The sequence below is a fragment of the Bacillus sp. AF62 genome (genome assembly GCF_050312695.1).
GTDB lineage: Bacteria > Bacillota > Bacilli > Bacillales > Bacillaceae_G > Bacillus_A > Bacillus_A cereus.
The window spans coordinates 75,015-100,195 of sequence record NZ_JBNPJZ010000122.1 but is presented as its reverse complement, the minus strand read 5'-3'; the positions used below and the strand labels follow the sequence as shown (position 1 = coordinate 100,195).

Here is a 25,181-nt window from a genome sequence, read left to right as displayed (position 1 = left end):
CGGTGAGATTGATTGTTTTTTCTTCTAGAAATAATGACTTAGATAGTATATTACCTAAAACAATGAAAGCCCTACCTCTCTTCCATCCTTACGGCTCCTTGTCCGTGCCAGTGTGAATCAGGATTGCAAAAATCAAGTGACTATTTAATCGAGTTATTTGATGAAACTTCGAAAGTTCGTAAAAGAAATTTAAAAATAAAAATGGATTAGATTGAAGTAATAACAAAAGAGGTTCCTACTCTAAAAGTGAGTTGAAGAAATTTAATGTCTTTGAAATGATTTGCTTTTAATACTCATCACATTTCCGAAAAAATTCAGGATGTTTTCGGCGGATATAATACATTGTCTATAATGAACCTTAACAGAAACTTTTTATTTGATTTTCAGTGATCCCTTTAATTAATTCTAGTTCACTGATCAAAAACTTATATGCATCATCCAACAATTTTTTTTCGCTTGTATTCAGTGCTTTTTCTTTCTTCATACGCATTAAATCGCGTACAACTTCAGCACCTTCTTGTATTTCACCCGTTTTTATTTTGTCCGTGTTCACTTTATGCCTTTGCTTCCACGGCAGTAATTTACATGATTCTTCATGCTGAAAAATGTGTATAATGTGCTTTAATGCAAGTATATCAGTAACTGGGCGTATATTCGAATTTAATATTTTACCCTTAGGAATCATGACTTGCATCTTACTGATCGACATTTTTATGACATAATACTGTTGTTTTTTCCCTGAGAATTCTTTTTCTTCTATGGCTTCAATTATACCTGCTCCGTGCATTGGATAAACAATGTTATCGCCAATTTGAAACATATAATCCACCTCCATATGTGGTAACCTTCTCAAGCTTAACACATATGTTGTTTTTTATCAAATATTTAATAATATCACAAGTTTATTTTTGATGTCAATCATTTTTTTCTTCAGAAGTTAAATCAAGTAAAACAGCCGCAAAATAATAGAGAGCGTTCCAGATTTCCAATAAAAGAAAAGGGAATTCCCGCGCGTATATTCTGAAATCTCTACCCATTAACTTAGATCAGTTTTTCCTTGAAAACGGCCAAATCGATCCCTTATTTTTTTCAATCTTATATGGTACTCCAAAATCTCAATTCTTGCTTTTTCAGCAAGAGGGGCAATTGGTCGTAAGTCTTTTAATCCCCAATACTCAACCACTACATCAAGTACTTGATCAAAATATTGTAGTGGTCCATAGTTTGCTTCTTTTGCAATGACAGCCATTCTATTTTCAAAATCAGGCATGACGGCACCTGGCATTTTAAAATTCCTAATCACATTGGCAATATGGTAGCAATAATTTGGTTCCAATTCTAAATGTGTTCGAATAACATCTCGATAAAAAGCATAATGAAGTGTTTCATCTTTTGCAAGACGGCGTAATAATGTAGCAAGATCTGGATCATGCTTACTTGCAACCTTAGCAACATTATTGTAAAACACCATCGTTGCAAGTTCTTGTAGCGTCGTATACGTCATGGCTTCGATTGGTGTATGAAAATCAGGCTCAAACCCACCCTCAACGACTGACTTTCTTAATTCATGTATACGTTTAGGGTTCACACTTCGAGTGAGTAGTAAATATGTCTCCAATAAATTCGAATGTTGATCCTCTTCTGAAGTCCATGTGTGAATAAAGTCCGTAATAACAGAAAGGGATCCTTTAAAAGTCGCAGATAAATACGTTGTAAACCATGGTAAATTCACTTCTGTTAATAAAGCTGTTTCAATGGCTGTAATTACACCAGAAGGAAGAGTAACTTGACTTTCATCCCAAGGAACTCTTTTAAAGTCCATTCCCTTATCCCATGGTAAAAACTCATGATAACCCCAGTCTATCTTCTGAGCTCTTATTTTATGTTGTTCATACAGTTCTTTTAAACGTGGTTCTAATCGGAAATCTAAATCATTTGTTAGCATCTATAAGTGCCCCCTTTTCTTATCATATAAATTGTCATTCTATTTTTACTCTTAAAATTTTCTACAAATAAATATTACGTTCCTTTTTAAATTCAAACATAATAAATTTGTAACAAAATTCTTTAAGAGCGCTATATTTTTATATGATTTTTTTATCAAAAGGAGGACCGTTACATCTATTTTCTTTTTATAAAATCGATACTGAGGCATACAATATGTTAGTTAGCCTAAATAAAGAAACTAACCTCAGTAAATACAGAATAACATTCATGGATGAAGATACTCGTCATGTTATAAATCTTCGTGAGTGTGAAAAGGTGCATACTTATAAAGAATCGTTTTATAATAAAGATAGATAGTGTTTTATACACACTAACAACTACTAGATTAGATTAAGCACTTGATAACCAAATACAGTGGATGAGATAGCCTTAAACGACAAATCCCAACTAGAACAATGTACATTGGCTATGTATGGTGAGTTAGACCAAATTTTGTTATACAACAAAAAAAGGAAGAGGCGATAAACATGCAGTCAACGGAAGCGCATATGAAGGAAAAACAACGTAGAGAAAAAATAGAAATTATATTTAGTCACAGGGTAAAAGGAGAGAGTTATTTTCACGGCTCTTCCTATCGATGGAAAAACATTGTATATCAAAATTATAATAGGATACAACAAAATGAGTTGGAAGTTGAACAACTCATCTCAAAAATAGAAAAAGCAGGGATTCGTTTTACGCAGCACCGTTCACTCATACACTATCCCGTCATTGATTTTGTAAAATATATAGCTAAGATTTATAAGGAACCACTCGAAATACAATAATCATATTTAAAGGAAACCTTTATAAAAGGTTTATTTTCGAGGCTTTTTTAACTAAAACCTTAAAAAATCATTACAACATTCTTTTTATTTTCAATACTCTTCGGTTTTGTTATAATATCAACCATAGCGTATTATATTCGTTTGTATATTTTCATATTTTGGGGATTTTATTACACAAAAAGACAACTCTTAATTGGAGTTGTCTTTTATTTTTCTCGATATACACAATACTATTCTGATACAAAAACATCAAGATTCTTACAACCAAAGAAAAAGTAGGATTTCTAATAAGAGAGATCCTACTTTATTTCCTCATATTCCGTCATTATTTTATGAAACGTGTTTTTCTTTAGCTCTAACATTTGCATAAACATAGTAACTGTCTTTTCTTCACCTTTACATTTATTACAAAAAATGTTATTATTAAAATGAATTATTTTTGTTCGGTGTAAAGGATTTGTAACTTTTCACCTTTATAATCACTGAGAGCAAGGATAGTATTACAATGTGTGTGTTTACACACTAGGAGGCAATACAAATGGAAAAAGGTAATGTAAAATGGTTTAATGGCGAAAAAGGCTTCGGATTCATCGAACGTGAAGGTGGAGACGATGTATTCGTTCATTTCTCAGCGATTCAAGGCGAAGGTTACAAAACTTTAGAAGAAGGTCAAGCAGTGACTTTTGATTTGGAGCAAGGTCAACGTGGACCTCAAGCTTCAAACGTACGTAAAGCTTCTTAATTTTACAAACCAGGGAAGGCAGGCTCTTTTATGAGAGTCTGCTTTTTTTCCGTGAAACAAAGAATCCCCCACTCATAAAGGACATGAAAACAGTAAATCAAATGGTAAACCAAGTCTAGCATATACTTACGGAGTATCCTAATTTAATTTTTGAGCTACCAACTTTATAAGCCTTTTTTTCTAGCATAAAAGTACCCCCTAAATAAAATTTTTCTTTTTTTACAGGTAATTTCTTTGAAAGGTCAGCTTATTTTTTTTAGTTAATGAGATATGTGGTGGTATCTTGCTATTTAGATATGCAATTAGGCATTTTCTATTTATTTAAATTTCCCACTATAATACCAAAACAAGTAATCATTTGTTTCTTTCACAATCGCGCCTGATTGTTGAAGATCATATTATAACTTAAGCCCCTGTAGTTGAAGTATAGGAACGATTAAAAATACGGTTATATAGGCTTTTATTCATATATATCACACCTGTAACGTATTATGTAAAATCTTGAAAAGTCTTTATATAGCTATTTTTATTATCTTTGCATAATAATCTGTATCATCATCAATATTCAAAGGAAAAGCCAAGAAACGTTGATTTCACAGTATTTCTTGGCTTTTTATTGTGCACTCAACTTTGAACTGCACCTCCTTGTTAGATGTGTCTAGCAAATGGGGTGCAGTTCAAACGTAGTTTGAGGGCGTTTGGAAATGCTTGTTGTACTAAAGGCTACTTCACTTTTATTTGCTTCGCAGTGTTTATTTCTTATTAATCGAGCTTTTTAAGTTTAAACAGGATTTCTTATTTAACTGATATCGTACAGTTTTATTAAACTGCTGCTTGTCTCAATTCCTCTAAGTCTTCTTTAGTGAAATGGTATATTTCATTGCAGAAATGGCAATTCGCTTCTGCCTGTCCGTCTGTATAAATCATGTCTTGAATCTCTTCACTTCCTAAACTGATTATGGTATTGGCAACTCTCTCTTCAGAGCATTGACACTGGAATTGAACCGTCATTTTTTCTAGAACTTTTACATTTCCTTCACCAAGTATTTGCTCAAGTATTTGTTCCGGCGCCATACCTTTAGCAATCATAGAAGAGATTGGTGCTATTACTTTGAGTCTTTCTTCTATTTCGCTAATTACTTCATTCTCTGCGCCTGGCATAAGTTGTATGATGAAACCACCGGCTGTTTGAATTGTGTTATCAGGGTTCACTAGCACACCTACTCCTACAGCAGAAGATGTTTGTTCGGAATTAAAAAGATAAGATGTAAAATCTTCACCTATTTCACCAGATACAATGGGGATTTGCCCCATAAAAGGATGTTGTAATCCTATATCTTTTGATATTGTCATCAATCCATCTGTTCCTACAGCTCTTTTCACATCTAACTTTCCTTGGTCATTAAGGTCAAAATGAGTTTGAGGATTGGATACATAGCCTCTAACTTCTCCTTTGGCGTTTGTATCAACGAGAATTGTGCCAATAGGTCCGCCACCATTGATTTTCACTGTTATTTTTTCTTCACCTTTAAGCATTGCTCACAACATCACACTAGCAGTCATTGATCGCCCTAGTGCAGCTGATGCAGTTGGCCACGTATTGTGGCGACGTTGCGCTTCTCCAATTGTTCCGGTTGTATTGACTGCATAAGCACGTACTTGTTCATTATAAGCTAGTGCTTTTACTAAATAGTCTTTCATTTTCTTCTTCCTTCCTTTATTTAAATCAATTCCTGTGCCAATAATTTATAAACATTAAGACGCTTTTCTTGTGAATGAGGACTGCTACAAATCATCGCTTCGTCAAAACCATAATAAGTTTGTTCTTCTTGCAATCTTGCGGCAACTTCTTTTGCCTCTCCGACTAAATGGATTTTACGGTTTTCCTTCATAATCATTCGATCCATTTCTGTCAATGGATAATCATGGGCTTCCTCAGGCGTCATAACTTGCCCAATTTTGCCTCTCATAAACAGTAAGCGAAAAATATCTTGTGGCTTTGCTTCAAACTCAGCTTCGTCTTTTGTTTCCGCTGTTGTCACCATATAGGAAACCTTAATTTGTGGTTTTTCCATAAAAGCTGACGGTTGAAAATTCTTTTTGTATTCATCTAAAATTTCTTTCGTCATCTCACCATTAAAAAATTGTGCAAAAGAATAACCAACACCCCTGCGCCCAGCTTGGATGGCACTGTTACCACTTGAACCCAAAAGCCAAGCTTCTGGTAAAACGATTTGGGACGGTGTTGCGATAGTTCTATGATACAAATGATCTTCAGGTACTTCGTCGTTGATCAACTGCAATGCAGTATCAAATTTTTCATACATTTTATTTACCATCGGTTGACGTCCCTCTGATAATGCATAAGTAGCGTATTGATCCCCACCAGGAGCTCGCCCCACACCAAAATCAATGCGCCCTGGGGAAAATGCACTTAAGGTTTTAAACACCTCTGCCAGTTTTAACGGAGAATAATGCATAATCATCACTCCTCCGGTTCCAATCCGAATGTTTCTCGTCTTAGCAGTCAGATAAGCTGTTGAAACTTCAGGAGCTGAGCTTGCAAAAACATTCGTATCAGGACCTGCATGATGTTCTGCCAACCACATACGATGATAACCTAATTCATCGCCTAAAACCGCTAGCTCCTCCGCCTTTTTCAAAGCATCTGCAGCCTTATTCCCTATCGTAATAGGAGCTTGGTCCAAAATACTTAATTTCATATAAATCCCATCCTCCAGATATAGTTTTGCTTCTACAAATCCATTTTCTTTTCTTTACGCAATTTTTCGGGTGTAACATCATTTCCGAGAGGGTCAAGTATCTTCATCCCTGAAAAAGTATTAATAACTTGTCCGCGAATTTCGCGTAAATAATCTTCACGCAATACTTGTTGCTCTACGCGTTCAGCGTTTGTCAAACCTGCTTGTCGCTGTTTTTTCGCCAACTCATTAATACGCCCTAATATATTAATCATTTATTCCTCTCCATTCTCTTTATTAGTTTTAGATATAAGGTCATTCCCTACTTATTTAGTTAGTGCAGGAAAATGCGGTACTACATATTCACCCAATTCTTGAATTACTTCAGTAATCGGACGGTTTACATTTTTTAAAACAAGAATGACATGATTTACCCCCATACTTTGTAACGCATACAGGTAATCAATTAAAAACTTATGACCTGATGTAAAACCGACTTTGATTGGAATTGGATATGGTGAAGCCATTTGATTTTCTAATAAATTGATAACTAAAGGCTGGAAGAACGGCTTGAAACTGACTGTTAGTTTACGCCAAAGCTTAATAAGCTCCAGCTGTCGATTGGCCTCTTGGGCATAGAAAATCCAGCCGTCTGTATTTTCTGCTAACCACTCCACTGTTTGACCTGAATATCCTGTACTCAAAATGGGAATATCATTTAAAAGCGGCTTAGGAATCACATCCCCGTCTATTAGTCCAACTCGCTTTGACTGTATTTTGGGAAATGATTCTTGCCACACTTTTCTCATAACCAAAATGGACTCCCTAAACAATTCATCACGTTCATCTCGTTCTACTTTAAATGCAGGAAATTCGATAGGGCGGTCTCCAGTTGCAACACCAAATAAGAAGCGTTGCTTAGACATGTCATCGAAAGATGCAGCTGATTTCGCTAAGTGCAGAGGATGTCGTAATGTAGTGACTACACTAGCAGTACCAAGCGCTATTTTTTTCGTATGTGCACTTAAGTATGCTAGTAATAGGAAAGGATCATACAAAACTCCATTATCTCCGAAATTCGAATCATAAAGTGGTGAATCTCTTACAAACAACGAAGCAAACCCTAAATCTTCTGCTTGTTTTGCCAGTACTGTTTGTTCTGTTAAATCCATTGTCCCGAGATTTTCCTGAGAAATCTCAAAAGGGAACGAAATGCCAAGCGTCAATTTATTTTCTTTAAATGTTCGTGTAAAACCTTGATGCGATTTAAATTTATCCAAATTTAATCCTCCTGACTTTGGCTCTTTTCTGTTATAAAACCACTTTTTCTTTTATCCATTCCTGCAGTACTTGCACTTCTTGTTGGTAGCTCTTATTTATTTCTTCATATTAATTCTCTATCTCGGATATTAATACTGATATCTAGCCCGAATACTACATTCATATTTTTTCAACTCTAAAGTTATCGAGAATACTACACATCGCTTTCAAAATTCTTCACACATTCCAATAATGTTAATCTAGGGCGTTCTCATCTGTTCCAACTGGTGATTTAAAAACGAGTCAAAGATGTTCCATTATTTCTACTTCCCCCTAACCAATTTTCAAAGTCAATCGTATCCCATACCTCTTTTCCATCTCCTCGAACAGGAAAGTCATCAATTCTTACTTTATGATTTGTATGACTGTTAGCTATCAAAAGTAACGACTAATCAAGTAAGCTCGTAATAGCTACTAAGTGGCGGGTGGTTCACTTGAATAACACTTATTAAGTTAACAGTGAAATTAGTATGAATAATCAAATCCTCAATAAAATATAGAGGAAAAATTATAATTATATTGAATATAATAACGTGTTTTTAAATATACCTTTAAAGGGGTGTTGTCGATGAGAAAATACTTCTATTTGATTGGGCAAAAAAACAAGAGGATAACGTTTCACTAGCCCATAAACAACGTGGTTCCTCTTCAATATTAGAAGGAGAGTATCAGGTTGAAGAAAATTTATTTAAATCCTATTGACAAAAGTAATTGGGAAGAAGCAATTAGACTGTCTGTTAAAGAAGAACAACAAACATTTATTGCATCCAACCTTTATTCTATCGCAGAAGTTCAATTTCTAGATAACTTCTATGCAAAAGGTATTTATCTTGATGAAAAAATGATAGGATTTACTATGTTTGGGATAGATTCTGATGATAATAATTATTGGATTTACAGACTTATGATTGATGAAGAATTTCAAGGGAAAGGTATAGGCAAACAAGCTATATACCTAATTATTGATGAGATAAGACGAAATAATTACACCAATATTCCGTTAATCATGATTGGATATAATCCTGAAAACCTTACTGCAAAATTTGCATATAGAAAAGCAGGATTTATTGAAACCGAATTATCATCTTGGGGTGAACAGTTAGCTGAGTATTCCCTATAAGCACTTAAATTTTCCACAATGACTTTTAAACTTAAAGAAATGGGTCAAATAGTTGAGCAATATAAGTAGAAATGATTAAACTTTTTATAAAAAATAATCAACTGAAAATATTAAGAGCGTGTTTTGGTTATTTTTTTCAAAACACGCTCTTTTCTTTGTCTACCTGCTAGATTCAGCAATGAAAATATTTTTAAAAGGATTTGGACTGTTAGCACTACACATACTGTTTAAACTGACAGCCAACGTATGTTTACCGCCAAGTGTACCTTCAGTAAAAGTAATGAATCCTGGAATGTCACCTGTATGTTCCCATATTGGGGCACTGCTTGGAAGCTTAGTTTCATAAATTCCAAGACCGCATGAATAAAAAAACAATGATTATATACATATTGGAAATAAATTTATTTTACTAATAGTGAATATTCACCATTTTTATCATCAAATTTATACACATTCAGATAATATTTCCCTGGTTTCGCTACGAATTTTCCCTTTATAGTATTTCCTTCATCTTCACCACAAGCTACGTAATTTTGCATGTCTGATTCATGATAAAGTACCCATGTCATCCCAATATTTTGTTCATTTACCACAGAAATATCTACTTCTTTTGGATCTGTAACATTAAACGTATAAACATCTGTTTGATCAGGAGTAACCAGATTTCCTTTTACAAGCGTATTAAACGGGAGTACCTTCTCCTCTTCATAAGATTCACCTGTTTGCGGATCTTGTTTTACAGTAACTTTTGTATGTTCTTTACTTTCTTTTCCTCTACTATCTTTCACAGTTAGTTCCACAGTATATGTTCCTTTTTCTCCATATACGTGGGTAGGATTCGCTTTTGTACTTGTTGAACCATCCCCAAAGTTCCATAGATAAGAAATAACTTTTCCATTTTCACTTGTTGTACCATCGCTATGGAATTGAATTTCTTCATTTACTATCCCGCTGTATGGTCCATTCATATTTACTATAGTAGTCGTTTTTTCTTTTTCCTCTGTCGCAACACCATGGAAAACAATATCATATTCAAACTGATTAGCTGCATTCACACGATAGTTTACAAAAAAGGCTGTAACTGTTTTATAGCCGCTCCACCCTTTTTGGGATAACTGCTCTAAAGTTTGGTTTACTTTTTTACTCATCGTTTTCCAATCTTCAGACTCACCTTTTGATGTACCCCCTGTGTACTTGCCTTCCACGGTAAATGTATTAAAGAATTGCGACTCGTGTTTGGTAATTTTTTCATCTTTTATATTTGCTACATCCACAATTTCGTTTTTCACTTCCGCTAACGGCTTTGGTGCGTGTTGAATTAAATAATCATTTGTTACTTGCGGTACATTATATTTATCTTGATTATCAATCAACTGTTGCATATACGTTTGATATTCTGCATTCAATTGTGTATTGTTGCTTAATGCTTCACGATACGAGTCATAATTTTTCACATCGTTTGCACGGATTAAATCTTGAAGCTTATCAAATGTTTCAAATTGATGATTATACAAATATGACTGTAGTGCAAAGGAATACTTATAAAAGTCCCATGATCCATATTTTGCGAACAAGGTTTGCTTTGCTGTATAACGGCTTGCAGGATCAGGTGACAAGCCACTTATCATACTTTTACGCGGAACAACATTATTTGTACGTGTAGATCCTGCAAAAAATTCTGCATTCCCTTCTTGGAACCAAGTTAATCGTTCATTTTGATACATTTCTCCACTTCCAAATAAACCAGGAACCTCATACCTTCCTTGTAAATAATGAGTGAATTCATGACGGAATAACTCTTCTAAACTATAGATACTCTGCTTTGGCGTACGCTCATATGTAAAGAAGGTTCCCTTCTCTTCAATGTAAATTCCACCGTTGTTTGTTTCGTATCCGTATAATTGTCTATTTAATTGATATTCATCGGGATCATTATAAATTACTATCGTCAATACATCGTCTGCATTCCCCGGTTCTAATGCTTTATCATTCCCAATTACCCGGTAATATTGTGCTTTTACTTCTTTGGCTGCCCAATATAATCTCTTAATTTTTTCTTCTGTTACTTTATCGCCCGTCTTAAAGACAATAGATCCGTCATCAAATGTATATGTTTTAGGTAAGTATTGTTGTTTCCCTTCTTCACGTATTTTCTGTAAATCTACTGTATTTCCACTATAATCTTTTCCACCATAGTTTGTTTTAATTTGTTCTACTGCTACAAAATAAGGCCCACTTAGATGAGGATACAAGCTCATCGCTTGTGTAATAACTTCCAATCCTTTGTATGGATTACTATGAAATTTCCCTAAACGACCTGCATAATAAATGCCATTATTAATTAGCCAACTATTTTCATTTGTTATATTCCCCACGAGAGCAATTCTATTAACCTCATTTATAAAGTTATCCATCTTTCCATACCACATTGTTTCATAAGGTTTCTTATTCGTATCCTGCAAATAAGACTGTATATCATAATCAATTCCTTTTACAATTTCATATACAGCTTGTCCTTTCGCATAATCACTTACATACGTAGAAAGGTTATCATTATACTGTTTTAAAATATTTACCGCATACTGTACTGTTTCAGTATCACTAGAAGCATTACCAATTAATTTTCCATACGCAGCAACTACTCTATCTTGCTCGGCTGTACCTAATGCAAAGTTTAGATTTTTTGCAATCGCTTTTAATGCTGGTAAACATTTGTCATGGAAGCTTCTCTCTTTTAAGTAACTTAATTCATTATTATAATATCCCACATAAAAAGCAGAACGTAGTACTTCAACAAATGTTTCAATGCCCTTTGAGTCCTCTTTAGTAAACGATTTTCCTCGTTGTCCTAATTCATTAATGATAACGTTCATGCGTTCTTTATTCTGATAAAATGCTTTCGTATCTTGATTAAATTGAAATAAATCAGTAATTTGATTCCAAGAAATTTTTGAGAGTGTATCAATGAGTTCTCTATCAGGCATTTTATTTAGTTCTGCCAGAGTGTAGCTTTGCTTTAATTGACTTTCATCACGTTTCATAGCCAGAGTAGGTCGTTGCGAAAAATCACCTACCTTTAAACGCTCTTCAAAAGTCAATATTTCTTCAGTTTTTGTAGCATGTACCATTTCATCTTTTGAATTTTCTGTCCCAATGGGTTTCATCTGTAAGATATTATAGGGTACTTTTTCTTCTGCTGATACCTGTGTTTGAATACTTCCAAATGATAATGCCACCGTACTAATCCCAATCATCATTTGAGTAAATTTTAAATTCTTGTTCATGATGTTTCCTCCAATTATATATTCCATCACATAATATAACATTTCGCATACATCAATTATTTAAATATGTAATATTTCATATTATATTAAATGCATTTATAAATAATATAATTCAGAAAGTAACATTATTGAATTACTTTCTTTTTCCCATCCTTTCATATGAATTAATTAAATTTTTTTGTTTGGGATTTACATATTCGTTATACGAAACTAATATCTCTAGTAAGGTCTCGCTAGATATTTGAAGATAATAGTTATAATTCATCAAATATAAATATACCTAATTAAATATCTATATAGCGAGATAATACCACATGTTTGTATACACAATTTTACAATATAAATACTACATTAAGAGTCAACCTATGACATAGAAGTCTTAGTCACTTACTCAAAAAAATTAAAAAATCAACACTTACCAATACCTCTGTAGGTGTGGGTGAGTGTTGATTTTTAACTTTATTTAGAAATGTAAAATGCTTAAAAATTCTACCTATGTAATTTATAAACTTACAAATTATAACGTAACTAATCCTATTCAACACATACATAGGGTATTAGCAGTTTTAAATTTTTTATCATCTAAAAAAAGAATTATGTACTTTTATACCGATACATTCTAAATAATGACACTTACAATTATTTAAGGATGTGAAATACCGATGGGTATAACTGCAAATATTTTTTAGTAATTTCATGAATCGGGAAATTGAATCAGTTGTAGATTCAGTTTTAAATAAGGGATATTTTATAATGTAGGATTATGTATTAATGAAGAAATAATTCTGTTTACAAGATCATCTGTTATCCACTCTGTTTGCATATCATTGGAATCTTTTTGATTCATCGAATCAATAAACTTTTTGAATTTGGGAAATAAGACAATGGAGGTAATCCAATAAATTGCATGGTTTGTCGAAAAGAAATAAAAAATCCCTTGTTCTTTCCCTTCCAATAAGATTTCTTTTAATTGTTCAAAATTCCCAATAATATATGGTTTGATTTTTTCTAATTGTGAACTTTCGTTGATAATTTCCTCATATGCAAGAGTTCCAATTTCAGGATGTTGTTTTATATGTGTAATAAAGAAAGTTAAATATTGTCTTAGAGCAGTTTTAGGATTATTTTGCGTTTCTTCAAGAAAATTGGGTAGTTTTTTTCCAAAACCATATTTTTTAAATACCTCTAAGTAAAGGTTCTCTTTTCCGTTAAAGTAATACGAAGCCATAGCAACATTCACTTTTGCTTCTTTTGCAATTTCATGGATACTTGTACCATCATAGCCACGTTCTCCAAATTTTTTCTTAGCCGCTTCTAGAATATTTTCAATTGTTTGTTCGCGAGATTTTCCCATTCTATACACCTCAAATAATAAATGATTTCAAAAAAAATATGTGATTTAAATCACATATTTTTGAAATTCAATTATATATTTAAAATGATGATTTAACAACTGATCAGATATTAAGTTCTTTTTATAAGAACCTTTTCTCTCCATTAATGAATAGAGATGGAGAGAAATAAAATTTGTCTAAAAAATATTAAACTTATCTTTAAGTATTTGATAATATTGTTTCTCTGTTATTTCTTTTTTAGATTTATTTCCATGTTGGGTTTCTGTAAAGCTTTGTTTAGTAAGTGCAATATGACCATGATCAATCAATTTACAAATAATATTCCCCTTATTTACTGGCGATTCCGGATGCTCTATAACCATATTTTGTATAGCATTCACTTTTTTTTCATTAATTGCATTTAAATAAAAAGCATAACCAATAGACCAGGTATCAGTAAGATCAGAATCCAGAAAATGAGAAGTTTCTCCATTTTTTCCTTTCTTCATTTCAAATACGTGAGTCCCTTTCTCTGTGTTTTTTTTACGAACACGATATTCTCCCGTCACAGAAGTTACACTTTCACCATGAATAGGAACAGGTTGTAAAGGAAGATACGATGCAAAACCAGCATCTATTATATAGTTTTCATTTTTGTGCTGTAAAACGATGAGTACATGGCCATCATCAGGATTCCATTTTCTTATTTTCGGATCATATAGAGTTCCAGCTACTCGATACACATTAAATCCACAATCACATAAAAAATAATATAATAAAGAATTAATTTCATAGCATAATCCACCACGATTCTTTAAAAGCAGTTTTTCTTCAATATTATTTCTAGAAAAATCTTGCATGTTTCCTTCCATGACATCTATGTTTTCATACGGTAATAAGTGCCCCATCTGTAAAAGAATTGTATGCAAATCTTCAAATTCCACATTTTCTTTTGGTTGAATTCTCAATTTTGAGAAAAACTTCTTTTGTAACTCAGTTAACATAATATATCCCCTTCCATTCACAAAAACATCATTATAATAATATATTAAGAATATAAATTATATATTATGCAACTAGAATAACAAATTTTAGGGAATTATGCACATCGTCAGCGTGCACAAAAAGTATATATGAATTTGATTTTCTGAAATTTCTAAGACTACATTATAGATGTGCATAGCTAAAAACTATTAACTCAAAGAATTTGAGAATATGGACATTTTAAGCGAGATTGAGATAATTATATTCACAAAAGAATTGATGCCAATTTTATGATTTTGAAAATAAAAGTCCAAACAAAAATAAAAGACGCTCAAATGAACGTCTTTTATTTTTGTATAATAAGATTGCTCTCACATTTACGACAAGTAATTTTCTCTTCTTCAAAAATGAATAGATTCTCAGCATCACATTCTGGGCATACAACTGCAAATGGTGTTTTTATATTTTTATAGCATAGGAAAGATATGACTGCCAGGAATAGAGCAGGTATAACAAGCATCATCAGTAAGAATAGTCCTGCAAAAACGCCTGTAATCATGGAAAGCGGTTTCATTAGTTTTCTACCCACGGAGTTTACTTGATTATCCTTCTTACGAAAAGCAGTAACAAGGTAAGTATTGGTTTCTCTTACCGGCTCAAATACTTTTATCGTATTGTAATCTTGTTCATTCATAGTGGGATAGGAAGTGTTTGGTCTTTGAAATCCTCGTTGTTTATAATAGTTATTTGACTCTGCTATTCGTGGTGTATACGAGATTCCAGTGCCAGGTACATAAGTTGTTACTCTTGATTCAGGCGGAACGGTTCTTCCTCCCGAATCAGTGTATGTAAAGTTAATTTTCACACCCGGAGAAACTTGGATAATTCTACGAATCTTATAACCCATAATATTGTATCCTCTCAATCTAATTATTAGAAATCTTTACTAATTATAACAGTTTCAATCTTATCATTAATATATTAAGATTTAAATGAATAAATGAAAAAGGGGGATACTGCGCTTTACTAATTTAAGGCACCTTAAGGAGTCTTCCTCAGATTTGATAACCACTTTAACTTAATAATATGGATTTATATTAATTACCATTAGTTTAAGTATTTTTTACTTTCAAACATAACCCATAAAAAGAGAGCACTCCCTGTAAGTGCTCTCTCATAAAAAGTATCGGTAAATGGATTTATAGCCAATTTGCACACCGTTTTTAAAATGGATTTACAAAACGGATTCTTTCTAAAATGTTTTTAATGTTTACTTTCTATATACCAAAGAAAATACATTCATTAACGAGCATTTTGTATTACTTTTATTAGGTCATTTATATTTTCAACTTTCTGCTGAAACTGACTAATTCTACTATGTAGTAATGAAGGATTTTTATCTTCTCTTGAAATAACTCGTTTTAATTCGTGTTCTAATTTATCATACACATCAAAGAAATTATCAAATTCTACACTTGCAAGTTCTTCATTTTCACGATAAAATCTTTTAGCTTCTAAATAAGTTATATATGATTTATTTAAAAATCCTAATGAAATTAGATATTTAGAATTGTTTTCTTGATAAATAGCAATATCACATGCTGTTTTAATATCAGAATAAGTTTTTTGAATGAATTGTTGTAATTCGTAAATATTATACTTTAGTTCGTTATTCATTTAATTCCCTTCCATCCCATCTATTCTATAAAAATTTTCACTTTGATAAAAATAAGAATGTATTATTGTTACTGTATCCACATTTATTAATTTTTTTCTTGTTCCGTAATAATAAATCTTGAAAGCAATTCAGTTAATGCTTCTACCTTTTCTTTCATCCTGTTGGATTGAATTGAAATTTCTTTGATTGAAACTGCTTGTGATTGAATTGATTGTACTGTTTGAATTGTTTCTTTTTCTACTTGTGTTGCAGTATCAGATACTAGTGAAAGAGACGCATTTACTTCTTCTGTGCCGGCAGACATCTCTTCTGTTGCTGCAGAGACTTCTTGAATTTGACTTGTAATTTTATCAATATCTCTCATAATAGATGAGAATGTTTGATCCGCTTTGTGGGCCGCTTCTTTTCCTTCTGCTGCCTTTTGTTCTCCTTTTTGCATGACTTGAACTGTATCTTGAGTATCTTGTTGAATAGATTTAATTAAATGGTTAATTTCATTTGCGGACTCTTTAGACTTTTCAGCTAAATCTCTCACTTCTGCTGCAACCACTGCAAATCCTTTCCCATTCTCTCCAGCACGTGCCGCTTCAATAGCAGCATTTAGAGCAAGAAGATTCGTTTGCTCAGCAATATTAGTGATTGCATCCAGGGCTGTATCAATCTGTTGTGTACGTGTAACAAGTCTATCTATTACTTTTGATGTTTCCTCGACAACATCATGCACACTGTTCATTTGAAGAATAGAGTGCTTTATCACTTCACTACCGGTATGTATTTGTTCTGTGGTTGTTACTGCTACTTCAGCAACTACTGCTGAAGATTCAGCTACTGTTTGCACACCAATTGTTATTTCTTCCATTGAGGATGAACTCTCTTGAATGCTAGTTACCTGTCCTGCTATTTTTTCTTTTACTTCAGAAATGGTCTGAACAATCTCATTTGAAATATTAGATGCTCGCTTTGTGTCTTGTAAAACCCCCTCCGTAGAAGAAATCACTTCTTGTGTTGTCACCTTAACATTCGCAATTAATTGTTGTAGGTTATCTAACATACTATTGAAAGACTGTACAATAATTCCTAACTCATTATTTGCTTTATAAGACGTACGTATTGTTAAATCACCTGCAGCTACTTTTTCCATATCATTTTGTAATAAAATAAGCGGTTTTCGTATAGTAAATCTAATAATATATCCAATAAATATAACTATGACAATTGCTAAAATTGATATAACCACAAACATTATCATTGTATTTTGAGCACTATTATTATTAACTTTCTGTAACTGGTTTGCATTGTTGCTGTTATATATAATTAGTTCACGAATTGACTGAATTGTTTTTTGCATATTAGGTTCAATTTCTTTTAGATAATAGGCATATGCTTCCTCATTATTGGATTTCCCTAATTCTTGCGCTTTTTTCATCAGAGTTCTTAATTCATTAAATGCTTCATGAAATTTGCTATATAGTTCTTTTTCTTTATTAGAAATAACTTTAGTTTCAAACTGCTTTAATAACTGATCGTTTTCCTTTCGAATTCCATCCATTTCTTTTATTAAATCGTTCATTCTTTTTTCATCTTTGGACACCATTATTTCCATAAAATTCATATTAACATGATAAAAGTTAGATTCTACAATTCCTATCCATTCAATAGGCAATAAGCTGTCCTCATACATATTAGAGGAAGCATTCTTTCCTTTTTCTAGTCCCGAAAAACCTATTAGGGATAATACTATACAAGCGATACTTGATATAGCTATTAATATGTTTAGTTTTGTACCAACCCTACTGTTTCTTAATAATTCCAATTAAAACTCTCCATCCTTATATATAATTAAATTGATATATTGTATAATAATAATCTAGTATATACGATATTTATTTTTAAAATATAAAAAAATGTATAATTCTTAAAAATAATAAATATCGAATTTTTCAAGAAGTATATTCTATTGACTCGATAACTATATATTATTTAATTAATACTCCCCTAGATTTTATAGCGTTTGGCTAATCTAATCCTTCGTTTGATGTGTAATTAAAAAGACACCTTAATTTAAGGTGTCTTTCAATTTATTAAACAGCAAGAAAATAGCACAATAATCATTTTCTATCTTTTTGATATCTGTTTCATGGTTATCTTTCTTGTATTATGTAACATTGGTAATAAATAGAAATATAAAAACTATTGAATTGGTCCTAATAACCCCATAATTTCTTCAGCTTTTGGATTTTTAATGCTGTAGTAAATTTCTAACCCCTGACGATTTCCCTTTAAAACCTTCCCTCTCATTTTAGATAAATGTTGGGATACTGTTGATTGTGGAATGTTTAAAATTTCGGTCATTTGGGTTACATTTAGTGTTTTATGTTTAGAAAGCTCACTGATCAGTTTTAAACGCATTGGGTGTGCCATAACTTTTAAAAGCTCTACATCTTCTTCTAAAATTGTGTTCTCTACGTTGTGATTTACAAATCTCGTCATAGTATCTTCTCTCCCTTATTTGTTTTCTTCTGTTGTAGTGTAACTTCCGTATTACATAATATTAGTATGTTTGAATGTTTATCGTTAAATATATTAAATAAATTATACAACTTTAGTTTGTGCCGTTAGTGGAGTTAATGTGTGGTTCGTATGAAGTTTTTATTTACTATTTTCTATTTAAGTGTGAATGCTCCTTTGGAGAAATTAATTATTAAGATGACAACTTTTAAAGTGACAAAGGTAGCCTTTCAACACTTTGAGCGTAACTTCGGGGTGTACCCTCCTAAATGTCCAACGCTTGGACGTTCTCTTGGTACGATTGATATTTTACGCAGGAACCGAGTGGTACGGTTTTCGCACTCTATTTTCTCCCCACCACCTCCTATATCAAGTTATCAAAGAACTTCATATAGCTAGAAAAAAATTTATGTACATAATCAAAAAAAGACAAACTCTCCAAGATGAAAAGTTTGTCCAAAACCGTGACCCCTTTGGTTCAACACTATAAAATTCAGTTCCGACAAGAATCTTTCTTTTTTCATATCCCACGATTTTTGCATCAATACTAACAATAGTGGATTAGAATAGTGACTTAATACTTGCTAGTACAGTAAGTATACCTATTATAATGACAAATACATTGCTCATCTTACCTCTATATTTAGCTAGTACAGGCACTTTACGAATTGCATACATTGGTAATAGACATAAGATAGCAGCAACTAGCGGACCGCTAAGGGCATCAATGATTCCAAGAATACTTGGATTTGTATAAGCAACATACCAACATGTTAATACAACAAAAGTAAGAATCATTGTCTTAACTGTTTTTTCTCCTATATCTTTCCCACGTTTTTTACCGGACTTGATAATCATGTCACGCATTACCTCATACGCTCCTATATAATGGCCAAGGAAAGACTTTGTAATAGCCACAAATGCAATCATAGGAGCTGCAATAGTGATTACTGGCGAATTAAGCTCATTAGCAAGGTATGATAGGATTGACAAGTTCTGTTCTTTTGCCACCTTAAGATCATCTGGAGTCAAACTTAAAGTACTGCTCCAAACAAAGAACATAACAACAGCGAATGTCATGATATAACAAACTTTTTGTATTTGGGCACATTTGGCATCAGTAGCTTCTATTCCATACGTAGCTCTCTGTTTCATAACAAATGACGAAATCATAGGCGAATGATTAAACGAAAATACGATGATTGGAAGTATCATCCATATCGTTCCTAAATATCCTGTTCCTGTTGAGGCAGTAGAAACACTTGAAAAACTAAGCATTGACGTATTCCACTGTGGAATCAAAGATATTGCGATAAAAAGTAGAGAAGCTATAAAAGGATACACTAGCATGCTCATGATCTTTACAGTTATATCTTGACCAAAATTTAGTATAGCGATAAGACCGAGTACTAAGACAATCGATAAAATGGCCCTTGGAGGCTCCGGCATGTGCAATTGATGCACGATAAAACTACTAGCGGTATTTGTAAGTGCGACCGAGTACATCAGCACGATCGTATAAATGGAGACAAAATATACAATGTTAAAAATGATACTTGCCTTATTTCCAAAATACTCTCTTATAGTACCTGTAATCCCCTCATCAGCAGAGTTCGAAGCGTAAATCATTTTAGCAAGCGCCCTATGTGAATAATACATAACAGGATAGGCAAGTATGGTAATTAACAGCAATGATAATAAACCACCTGAACCTGCATTAATCGGTAAAAAAAGTACCCCTGCTCCAATTGCTGTTCCAAAAAGGCTCAATGCCCAGGTAGTATCCTGTTTATGCCACTTTTTAGGGTCTAGATAATTCTCATTTTTTACTGCAGTATTATCAGCTTGAAATTCTATGTTTTTTGCAGTATTCCCATTCATATAATAATTCCTCCTTGTGTCCTATTCTCAATTCTCTATTTAAGGTATAGGAATATAGACCGTTCTTGAAAAATGAATTGCTTATATAGTGCACCACAACAAATATCCCTCTTCTAAATTAATCAAAATTAAAAAATTAGCGAAGCATCAACCTGAAGGGTTTGTTACCACTTACAAAACATTTTAATTATATAGTAGTATATTTTATTGATAATTCCCCCAACATACAGGCATCCTTAAGCGAACAATAGAGTATAGAATGTTAAATATTTCACAATATAATCGATAGCTGTTTATTAATTGGATTGTTTCTCCCCAAAGATTTTATTTTTAATGGCAATCCCTGTAGGTGTAGCCGCAATTCCACCTAAACCTGTCTCTCTTAATTCGCGAGGCATCTGTCTTCCAACTCTATACATCGCTTCAATAACTTCGTCAGCATTGATGATATTGTTTACGCCAGCTAATGCGATGTCCGCTGCTGCTAAAGCATTTGTCGCTCCAATGGCATTTCTCTTTACACAAGGAATTTCTACCAAACCAGCGACCGGATCACAAACTAAACCGAGTAAATTTTGTAATGCAGTCGAAAAAGCTTCAGAAGATTGCTGTGGCGTTCCACCCGCAGCTTCTACCGCAGCTGCAGCCGCCATCGCTGAGGCACTTCCTACTTCAGCTTGACATCCTCCGTACGCTCCTGAAATACAAGCGTTGTTTGCGACTATAGTTCCAAATAACGCTGAAGTGAATAGAAAATGAATCATATCTTCATGACTTAACTGCAACGTATCTTTAATACTAAATAAGACCCCTGGAATTGTCCCACTCGCACCTGCTGTTGGAGTTGCACAAATAGCTCCTAATGCAGCATTTACTTCATTAACACCGATAGCACTTTGGATCGCTAACACCATCAAATCTCCAGAAAGAGCTTTCCTATTTTCTCGATAGTTTTTAATTTTAACAGCATCACCTCCGGTTAAACCGGTTGGAGAAAATACACCGTCACCCTCAATACTTTTATTTATAGCATTTTGCATAGTCGTTAAATTTCGTTCCATTTTACTCCAAACTTCTTCATAAGAAGTTTTAGTTTGTTCGATTTCCTGTTCGATTGCTAATTCATAAATTGGCTTTTGGCTTTTATTAGCTGCATCCACAATTTCTTTTATGGCCATATACATATTTTTCACTCCTTAATGTAATTAAAGAATAATAAGATTAGCTATATTACTGAAACTTCCTAATTCCTTCTGAGCATTACCAGGCAATAGCGAATCTAAAGCGAATGCATATAAATATTTTGTTTTATCTTCCAAACTATGAAAGTTGTTAATTTCCACATCATATTGTTTAAAGATCCTGCGTAAGACAAATTCAAAGTCAGCTCTTTCTGAAATCGCAATAACAACTGGTAATGGCCCCGGCAGATCTAAGCTAAATCCATCAATTTCAACATGTTTGACTTCAATCAATCCACCACCGACCGAAATACCCATCGTTCTAATACTGCAACTTTCATCCTCTACATATACATCTGCCGTATTTGGATGACCGGCAGGACTATCACCCGATTTTTCAATAAAGGTAATGTCAATTCCTTTAGATTCTGCTATTTTAATAGCATCTGGCACTTTACTGTCATCGGCAGCAAAGCCTAATATACCAGCAATAATTGCAAAATCAGTTCCGTGACCTTTATGGGTTTCAGCGAATGATTCATAATACTTTACTACAACTTTTTTTGGAAGACCTTGAAATAATTTATTAGCAACTGTTCCAATAGCCAATGCACCTGCAGTATGTGAACTTGAAGGACCTATCATAATGGGTCCAATCACATCAAAACAACTTTTGTATTTAATAACCTTTTTTTCTTTAATAGATGCTACATTTATATTCATATAAGCACCCCCATAATTTATTATTTTTAATTGCAGTTGTATCTAAGTTATTAGAATGCTCAATTCAAAATAAGATCCGTTTGATAACGCTTTCTTTCTTGAGTTGAATAAACTTCCCTTCTGATCCACAACCCTCCGTATAGCAATCATATCAGTATGTCCAATTTTAGAAAATTACTGACAAGGTTTGTAGAATTTTCGAACCAAATCGAGGTTTGATTTTTTCTCTAGAGGTAATATATTATTTCTCGACGCCCTCATTATAGCTTGTATATTTATAAGTTTAATCTTTTTATATTTTCAGAAAGATCGAATAGACAGAATTTTGAATGGGTAATAAATTACACTTAGTATTTAGCAATTGTGTCCTTTTTTTGAAGCTGTATTAGTTAGTAGAAAAGCAAAAATAACACAGAGTTCCTTTCATAAACATATTGATTATATTGGAAAATCATTATAAAGATACTTATATTGTCCTTTGTCGGAACATCTTATTTCGGACAAGAAAGCTGTTGCAATAAATAATTCATTCAGATGAAAAGGAATACATTAATGAAATTTAAAACCACTTCCGTATACTAATTACACAATTTGTATAAATATTAATTATCAGAAAAAATAAACTTCCCATTCGGATCTTAACATAAAGGATACATTCCAAATAACAATGGAGATTCTGCTTTATCAATTTCTTTATACGTTATATTTCCCTCTTTACCTGCAACAGCAACTTGTACTTTTTCATTTGTTTTCACATCTTCTGCACCTATTGCACCACCCGCCAATAATCCTGTACTTAACAGACTCTCGTGAACAAAAGTTAGAGAGTTATGGAACAAAATATAATGTGTATGTACATACATTTCTTTTAAAAGAAGTTTTGTAGTATGCAACTGAATTAAAAAAATATAGATTTTTATGACTCTTTTTAGGGGATATAGCAAAGTGGGATCTTTTATATGCACATTGCTATACCGAACTAGATTTCAGCATAGTATTTTTTTGCAACTCATTGATTTTTACCAAACACGTATAAAAACCAACAATATGAAAATAAACGACTGGCTAAAATTTTACTTTCAATAAAATAAAAAAGAACCTGCAAATTTGCAGATTCTCCTGATAATGATTTATATGAGTAAGACTCGGAAATATAATACAATGATTCAAAAATAAGTTCAAGTAAATTCAAAGAACCCGCTGGAGTTCGAGTTCTTTCAGAAGTGATGATGTTTTCTAGGCTTAGCAAAGTGAGAAAATACAAGAATATAATACATCGAGATTTAGAGAATTTCAATACTTAAATTAGAGGTTATTTTAATATGATGGAACATCAGCATTTTGAAGGAATAGCAATGAATACCTTATACATTCCCAGTCTACATAACGCTTTATTATCAGTAGAAAGAAAAAGGAAAAGGAAAATCCCTACTTTCACAATAAATCCGCCTTGCTACTCTATTCATTTTTTGATACATTCCTATCCACCGTTTTAGGCTTCTCTTTTGTACTGTGTTAGCCGAAAAATTGTATAAATCATAATTCGTTTTTCTTCCACCTGTTTCACCCTTTCTACACCCTAGTTTTACAAAATAAGAAGTCATCAAAACTTATATTTATTACTTTCTGTTATCTCCTTTCTCTTGTTCTATGCATAGTCTATCTGAATTTTTATTAGCTGCTAAAAAAAGAATTTACAGGACGATTAAAAAAAGCCAAGTGCATTGCACTCGGCTTTATGGTCGATTAAACAATTTTACTTCAGACGTATTAAATTGATGTAGATAGTCTTTAGTAGAAGTATAGCCTGAATTCATGAGTGTTTTCTTTTCTTCTTCTGTGATATCGAAATTAAACGACGGCGTAAAGAATGTATTGATAAATACAGTGCGGGCAGCATCTTCTTTGGTTGTTTTTCCGCTCTCATGACCTTTAATCATCGTTTGAGACAAATTCCATGCAAAATGAATAAGAGAATGGCCAATATGATGTTCTGTTGAAGTTGCGATATGTTTTAACATGGCAATCTCGGCCTGAGATTCTAAACGGAAACCCAGCGTTTCTTTGTTGTAGACAATTTCATCTGCAGGATCAAAAAAAGATGCATTTTATTTCGTGTGTAAGCTTCTTAGTGTAGAATGATCCTCCGTATTGCTTACCAGTTTATTAACCTCGTCAATCGTATCTGTGGTCGTGAAGTGTTCTTCTTTATTCACAAAACTTTTCCGATCAAATAAACGAATTGGGTAGTTATCGAGTACACCTCCGTCTACATAATAATCTTTATCCCATTCTACAGATTTAAAAAAGAATGGGATGGACATCGAAATCCGCACAGCAACTACTAACGGGACATCAGGTGTCGTTTCGCGAGAAAACGTACGAAGCTGGTGTGTAGAAATGTTCGTTCCTTGGAAAAACACGTCTTTTCCTGTTTTGTCATATAACTGCTGAAAGGTTGTGTCCTTACTCCCTGTCCACTTTTCAACGATCTTTCCTACCCACTCAGTGAAGAAATCCCCTTTATAGATACCAAAACCATCAAAAAATAAACGAATATTATCTTGTACAATCGAAAAATCATCATCTTTAAACGCTTTGAAATTCATGTCTTTGTGGATTTTCACAAGATCTGCGAATGGAATGGAAAGACCTAAAAGTAATGCAGTAATCGCTCCTGCTGAAGTCCCCCCAAATCGTTGTATTTCTGGTAAAATCCCTTCTTCATTTAGTGCACGGATGGCACCTATATAAGCGCTTCCCTTTACCCCGCCACCTTCAAATACTAAGTTACGAAATGGATATGCCATTATATACCTCCAATAGAGAAATTTCCGATCTGTTATAGTATCGGAAGTATATTGAAATATATTCCAAATGGTATTAAGAAAGCTTCATGCCCTCCGATACGTATGGCGGAATTATCTTTATTCAATGGATGAATTGTTTG

Annotated in this window: 19 protein-coding genes and 4 pseudogenes; 3 read left to right on the top strand and 20 right to left on the bottom strand. The window is 33.0% G+C overall.

Features of this window, described 5'->3' with window-relative positions; all coding sequences use genetic code 11:
* Positions 1–358: 358 nt before the first annotated feature.
* Both ACQRBL_RS29120 and ACQRBL_RS29115 read right to left on the bottom strand, forming a co-directional pair.
* The gene (locus tag ACQRBL_RS29120; RefSeq protein WP_000486310.1) at positions 359–820 is read right to left on the bottom strand and encodes a CarD family transcriptional regulator; all 462 of its coding nucleotides are present in this window, start codon (positions 818–820) and stop codon (positions 359–361) included.
* Between the two features lie 216 nt (positions 821–1,036).
* Entirely contained in the window at positions 1,037–1,945 is a 909-nt protein-coding gene (locus ACQRBL_RS29115; RefSeq protein ID WP_327979084.1) for an acyl-ACP desaturase, read from the bottom strand.
* 529 nt (positions 1,946–2,474) lie between these two features.
* On the opposite strand from ACQRBL_RS29115, the gene ACQRBL_RS29110 reads away from it, so the two are divergent.
* The gene (locus ACQRBL_RS29110; protein WP_023521984.1) at positions 2,475–2,774 is read left to right on the top strand and encodes a hypothetical protein; all 300 of its coding nucleotides are present in this window, start codon (positions 2,475–2,477) and stop codon (positions 2,772–2,774) included.
* Positions 2,775–3,073: 299 nt separating this feature from the next.
* Here ACQRBL_RS29110 and ACQRBL_RS29105 read toward each other — a convergent pair.
* Positions 3,074–3,181: pseudogene (locus ACQRBL_RS29105) on the bottom strand (integrase); the annotation flags it as partial.
* A 131-nt stretch (positions 3,182–3,312) separates the two neighbouring features.
* Here ACQRBL_RS29105 and ACQRBL_RS29100 point away from each other — a divergent pair.
* Positions 3,313–3,516, top strand: a complete 204-nt coding sequence (locus tag ACQRBL_RS29100; RefSeq protein ID WP_000410775.1) for a cold-shock protein — start codon at positions 3,313–3,315, stop codon at positions 3,514–3,516.
* Positions 3,517–4,338: 822 nt separating this feature from the next.
* On the opposite strand, the pseudogene hslO reads toward ACQRBL_RS29100, so the two are convergent.
* The 4 genes and pseudogenes from hslO to ACQRBL_RS29080 form a co-directional block, all read right to left on the bottom strand.
* Positions 4,339–5,217: pseudogene (hslO, locus tag ACQRBL_RS29095) on the bottom strand (Hsp33 family molecular chaperone HslO).
* Between the two features lie 20 nt (positions 5,218–5,237).
* On the bottom strand, positions 5,238–6,239 hold the full coding sequence (locus ACQRBL_RS29090) for an LLM class flavin-dependent oxidoreductase (RefSeq protein ID WP_098377323.1): 1,002 nt from the start codon (positions 6,237–6,239) through the stop codon (positions 5,238–5,240).
* A gap of 32 nt (positions 6,240–6,271) precedes the next feature.
* Positions 6,272–6,493 carry a DUF896 domain-containing protein gene (locus ACQRBL_RS29085; RefSeq protein ID WP_098377324.1) on the bottom strand — a complete coding sequence of 74 codons (222 nt, stop codon included), beginning with the start codon at positions 6,491–6,493 and terminating at the stop codon, positions 6,272–6,274.
* A gap of 51 nt (positions 6,494–6,544) precedes the next feature.
* Positions 6,545–7,498: an LLM class oxidoreductase gene (locus ACQRBL_RS29080; RefSeq protein WP_411996074.1), complete on the bottom strand. Its 954-nt coding sequence runs from the start codon at positions 7,496–7,498 to the stop codon at positions 6,545–6,547.
* Positions 7,499–8,211: 713 nt separating this feature from the next.
* Between ACQRBL_RS29080 and ACQRBL_RS29075 the strand changes: the two genes are divergently transcribed.
* Positions 8,212–8,658 (top strand): GNAT family N-acetyltransferase, encoded by a 447-nt coding sequence (locus ACQRBL_RS29075; RefSeq protein WP_411996073.1) that lies wholly within the window; start codon positions 8,212–8,214, stop codon positions 8,656–8,658.
* A 159-nt stretch (positions 8,659–8,817) separates the two neighbouring features.
* On the opposite strand, the pseudogene ACQRBL_RS29070 reads toward ACQRBL_RS29075, so the two are convergent.
* From ACQRBL_RS29070 to ACQRBL_RS29010, 13 genes and pseudogenes are all read right to left on the bottom strand, one after another.
* Positions 8,818–9,015, bottom strand: a pseudogene (locus ACQRBL_RS29070) (peptide hydrolase); the annotation flags it as partial.
* A gap of 44 nt (positions 9,016–9,059) precedes the next feature.
* Positions 9,060–11,942: a collagenase ColA gene (colA, locus tag ACQRBL_RS29065; RefSeq protein WP_411996072.1), complete on the bottom strand. Its 2,883-nt coding sequence runs from the start codon at positions 11,940–11,942 to the stop codon at positions 9,060–9,062.
* A 748-nt stretch (positions 11,943–12,690) separates the two neighbouring features.
* Positions 12,691–13,296, bottom strand: a complete 606-nt coding sequence (locus ACQRBL_RS29060) for a TetR/AcrR family transcriptional regulator (protein WP_023521978.1) — start codon at positions 13,294–13,296, stop codon at positions 12,691–12,693.
* Between the two features lie 177 nt (positions 13,297–13,473).
* The gene (locus ACQRBL_RS29055) at positions 13,474–14,280 is read right to left on the bottom strand and encodes an arylamine N-acetyltransferase family protein (RefSeq protein ID WP_098377328.1); all 807 of its coding nucleotides are present in this window, start codon (positions 14,278–14,280) and stop codon (positions 13,474–13,476) included.
* Between the two features lie 326 nt (positions 14,281–14,606).
* On the bottom strand, positions 14,607–15,167 hold the full coding sequence (locus ACQRBL_RS29050) for a hypothetical protein (RefSeq protein ID WP_098377329.1): 561 nt from the start codon (positions 15,165–15,167) through the stop codon (positions 14,607–14,609).
* Between the two features lie 395 nt (positions 15,168–15,562).
* Positions 15,563–15,937, bottom strand: coding sequence for a hypothetical protein (locus tag ACQRBL_RS29045; RefSeq protein ID WP_023521975.1), 375 nt, complete (start codon positions 15,935–15,937; stop codon positions 15,563–15,565).
* Positions 15,938–16,023: 86 nt separating this feature from the next.
* Positions 16,024–17,751 carry a methyl-accepting chemotaxis protein gene (locus ACQRBL_RS29040; RefSeq protein ID WP_043924660.1) on the bottom strand — a complete coding sequence of 576 codons (1,728 nt, stop codon included), beginning with the start codon at positions 17,749–17,751 and terminating at the stop codon, positions 16,024–16,026.
* Between the two features lie 377 nt (positions 17,752–18,128).
* Complete coding sequence (locus tag ACQRBL_RS29035; RefSeq protein WP_000196664.1) at positions 18,129–18,428, bottom strand: ArsR/SmtB family transcription factor; 300 nt, start codon at positions 18,426–18,428, stop codon at positions 18,129–18,131.
* Between the two features lie 579 nt (positions 18,429–19,007).
* Complete coding sequence (locus tag ACQRBL_RS29030; protein ID WP_001014211.1) at positions 19,008–20,327, bottom strand: aromatic amino acid transport family protein; 1,320 nt, start codon at positions 20,325–20,327, stop codon at positions 19,008–19,010.
* 296 nt (positions 20,328–20,623) lie between these two features.
* The gene (gene sdaAA / locus ACQRBL_RS29025) at positions 20,624–21,511 is read right to left on the bottom strand and encodes an L-serine ammonia-lyase, iron-sulfur-dependent, subunit alpha (RefSeq protein WP_000281773.1); all 888 of its coding nucleotides are present in this window, start codon (positions 21,509–21,511) and stop codon (positions 20,624–20,626) included.
* Positions 21,512–21,532: 21 nt separating this feature from the next.
* Positions 21,533–22,231: an L-serine ammonia-lyase, iron-sulfur-dependent subunit beta gene (sdaAB, locus tag ACQRBL_RS29020; protein ID WP_023521973.1), complete on the bottom strand. Its 699-nt coding sequence runs from the start codon at positions 22,229–22,231 to the stop codon at positions 21,533–21,535.
* A 638-nt stretch (positions 22,232–22,869) separates the two neighbouring features.
* Entirely contained in the window at positions 22,870–23,094 is a 225-nt protein-coding gene (locus ACQRBL_RS29015; RefSeq protein WP_170925376.1) for a hypothetical protein, read from the bottom strand.
* 873 nt (positions 23,095–23,967) lie between these two features.
* Positions 23,968–25,041: pseudogene (locus ACQRBL_RS29010) on the bottom strand (patatin-like phospholipase family protein).
* Positions 25,042–25,181 lie beyond the last annotated feature (140 nt).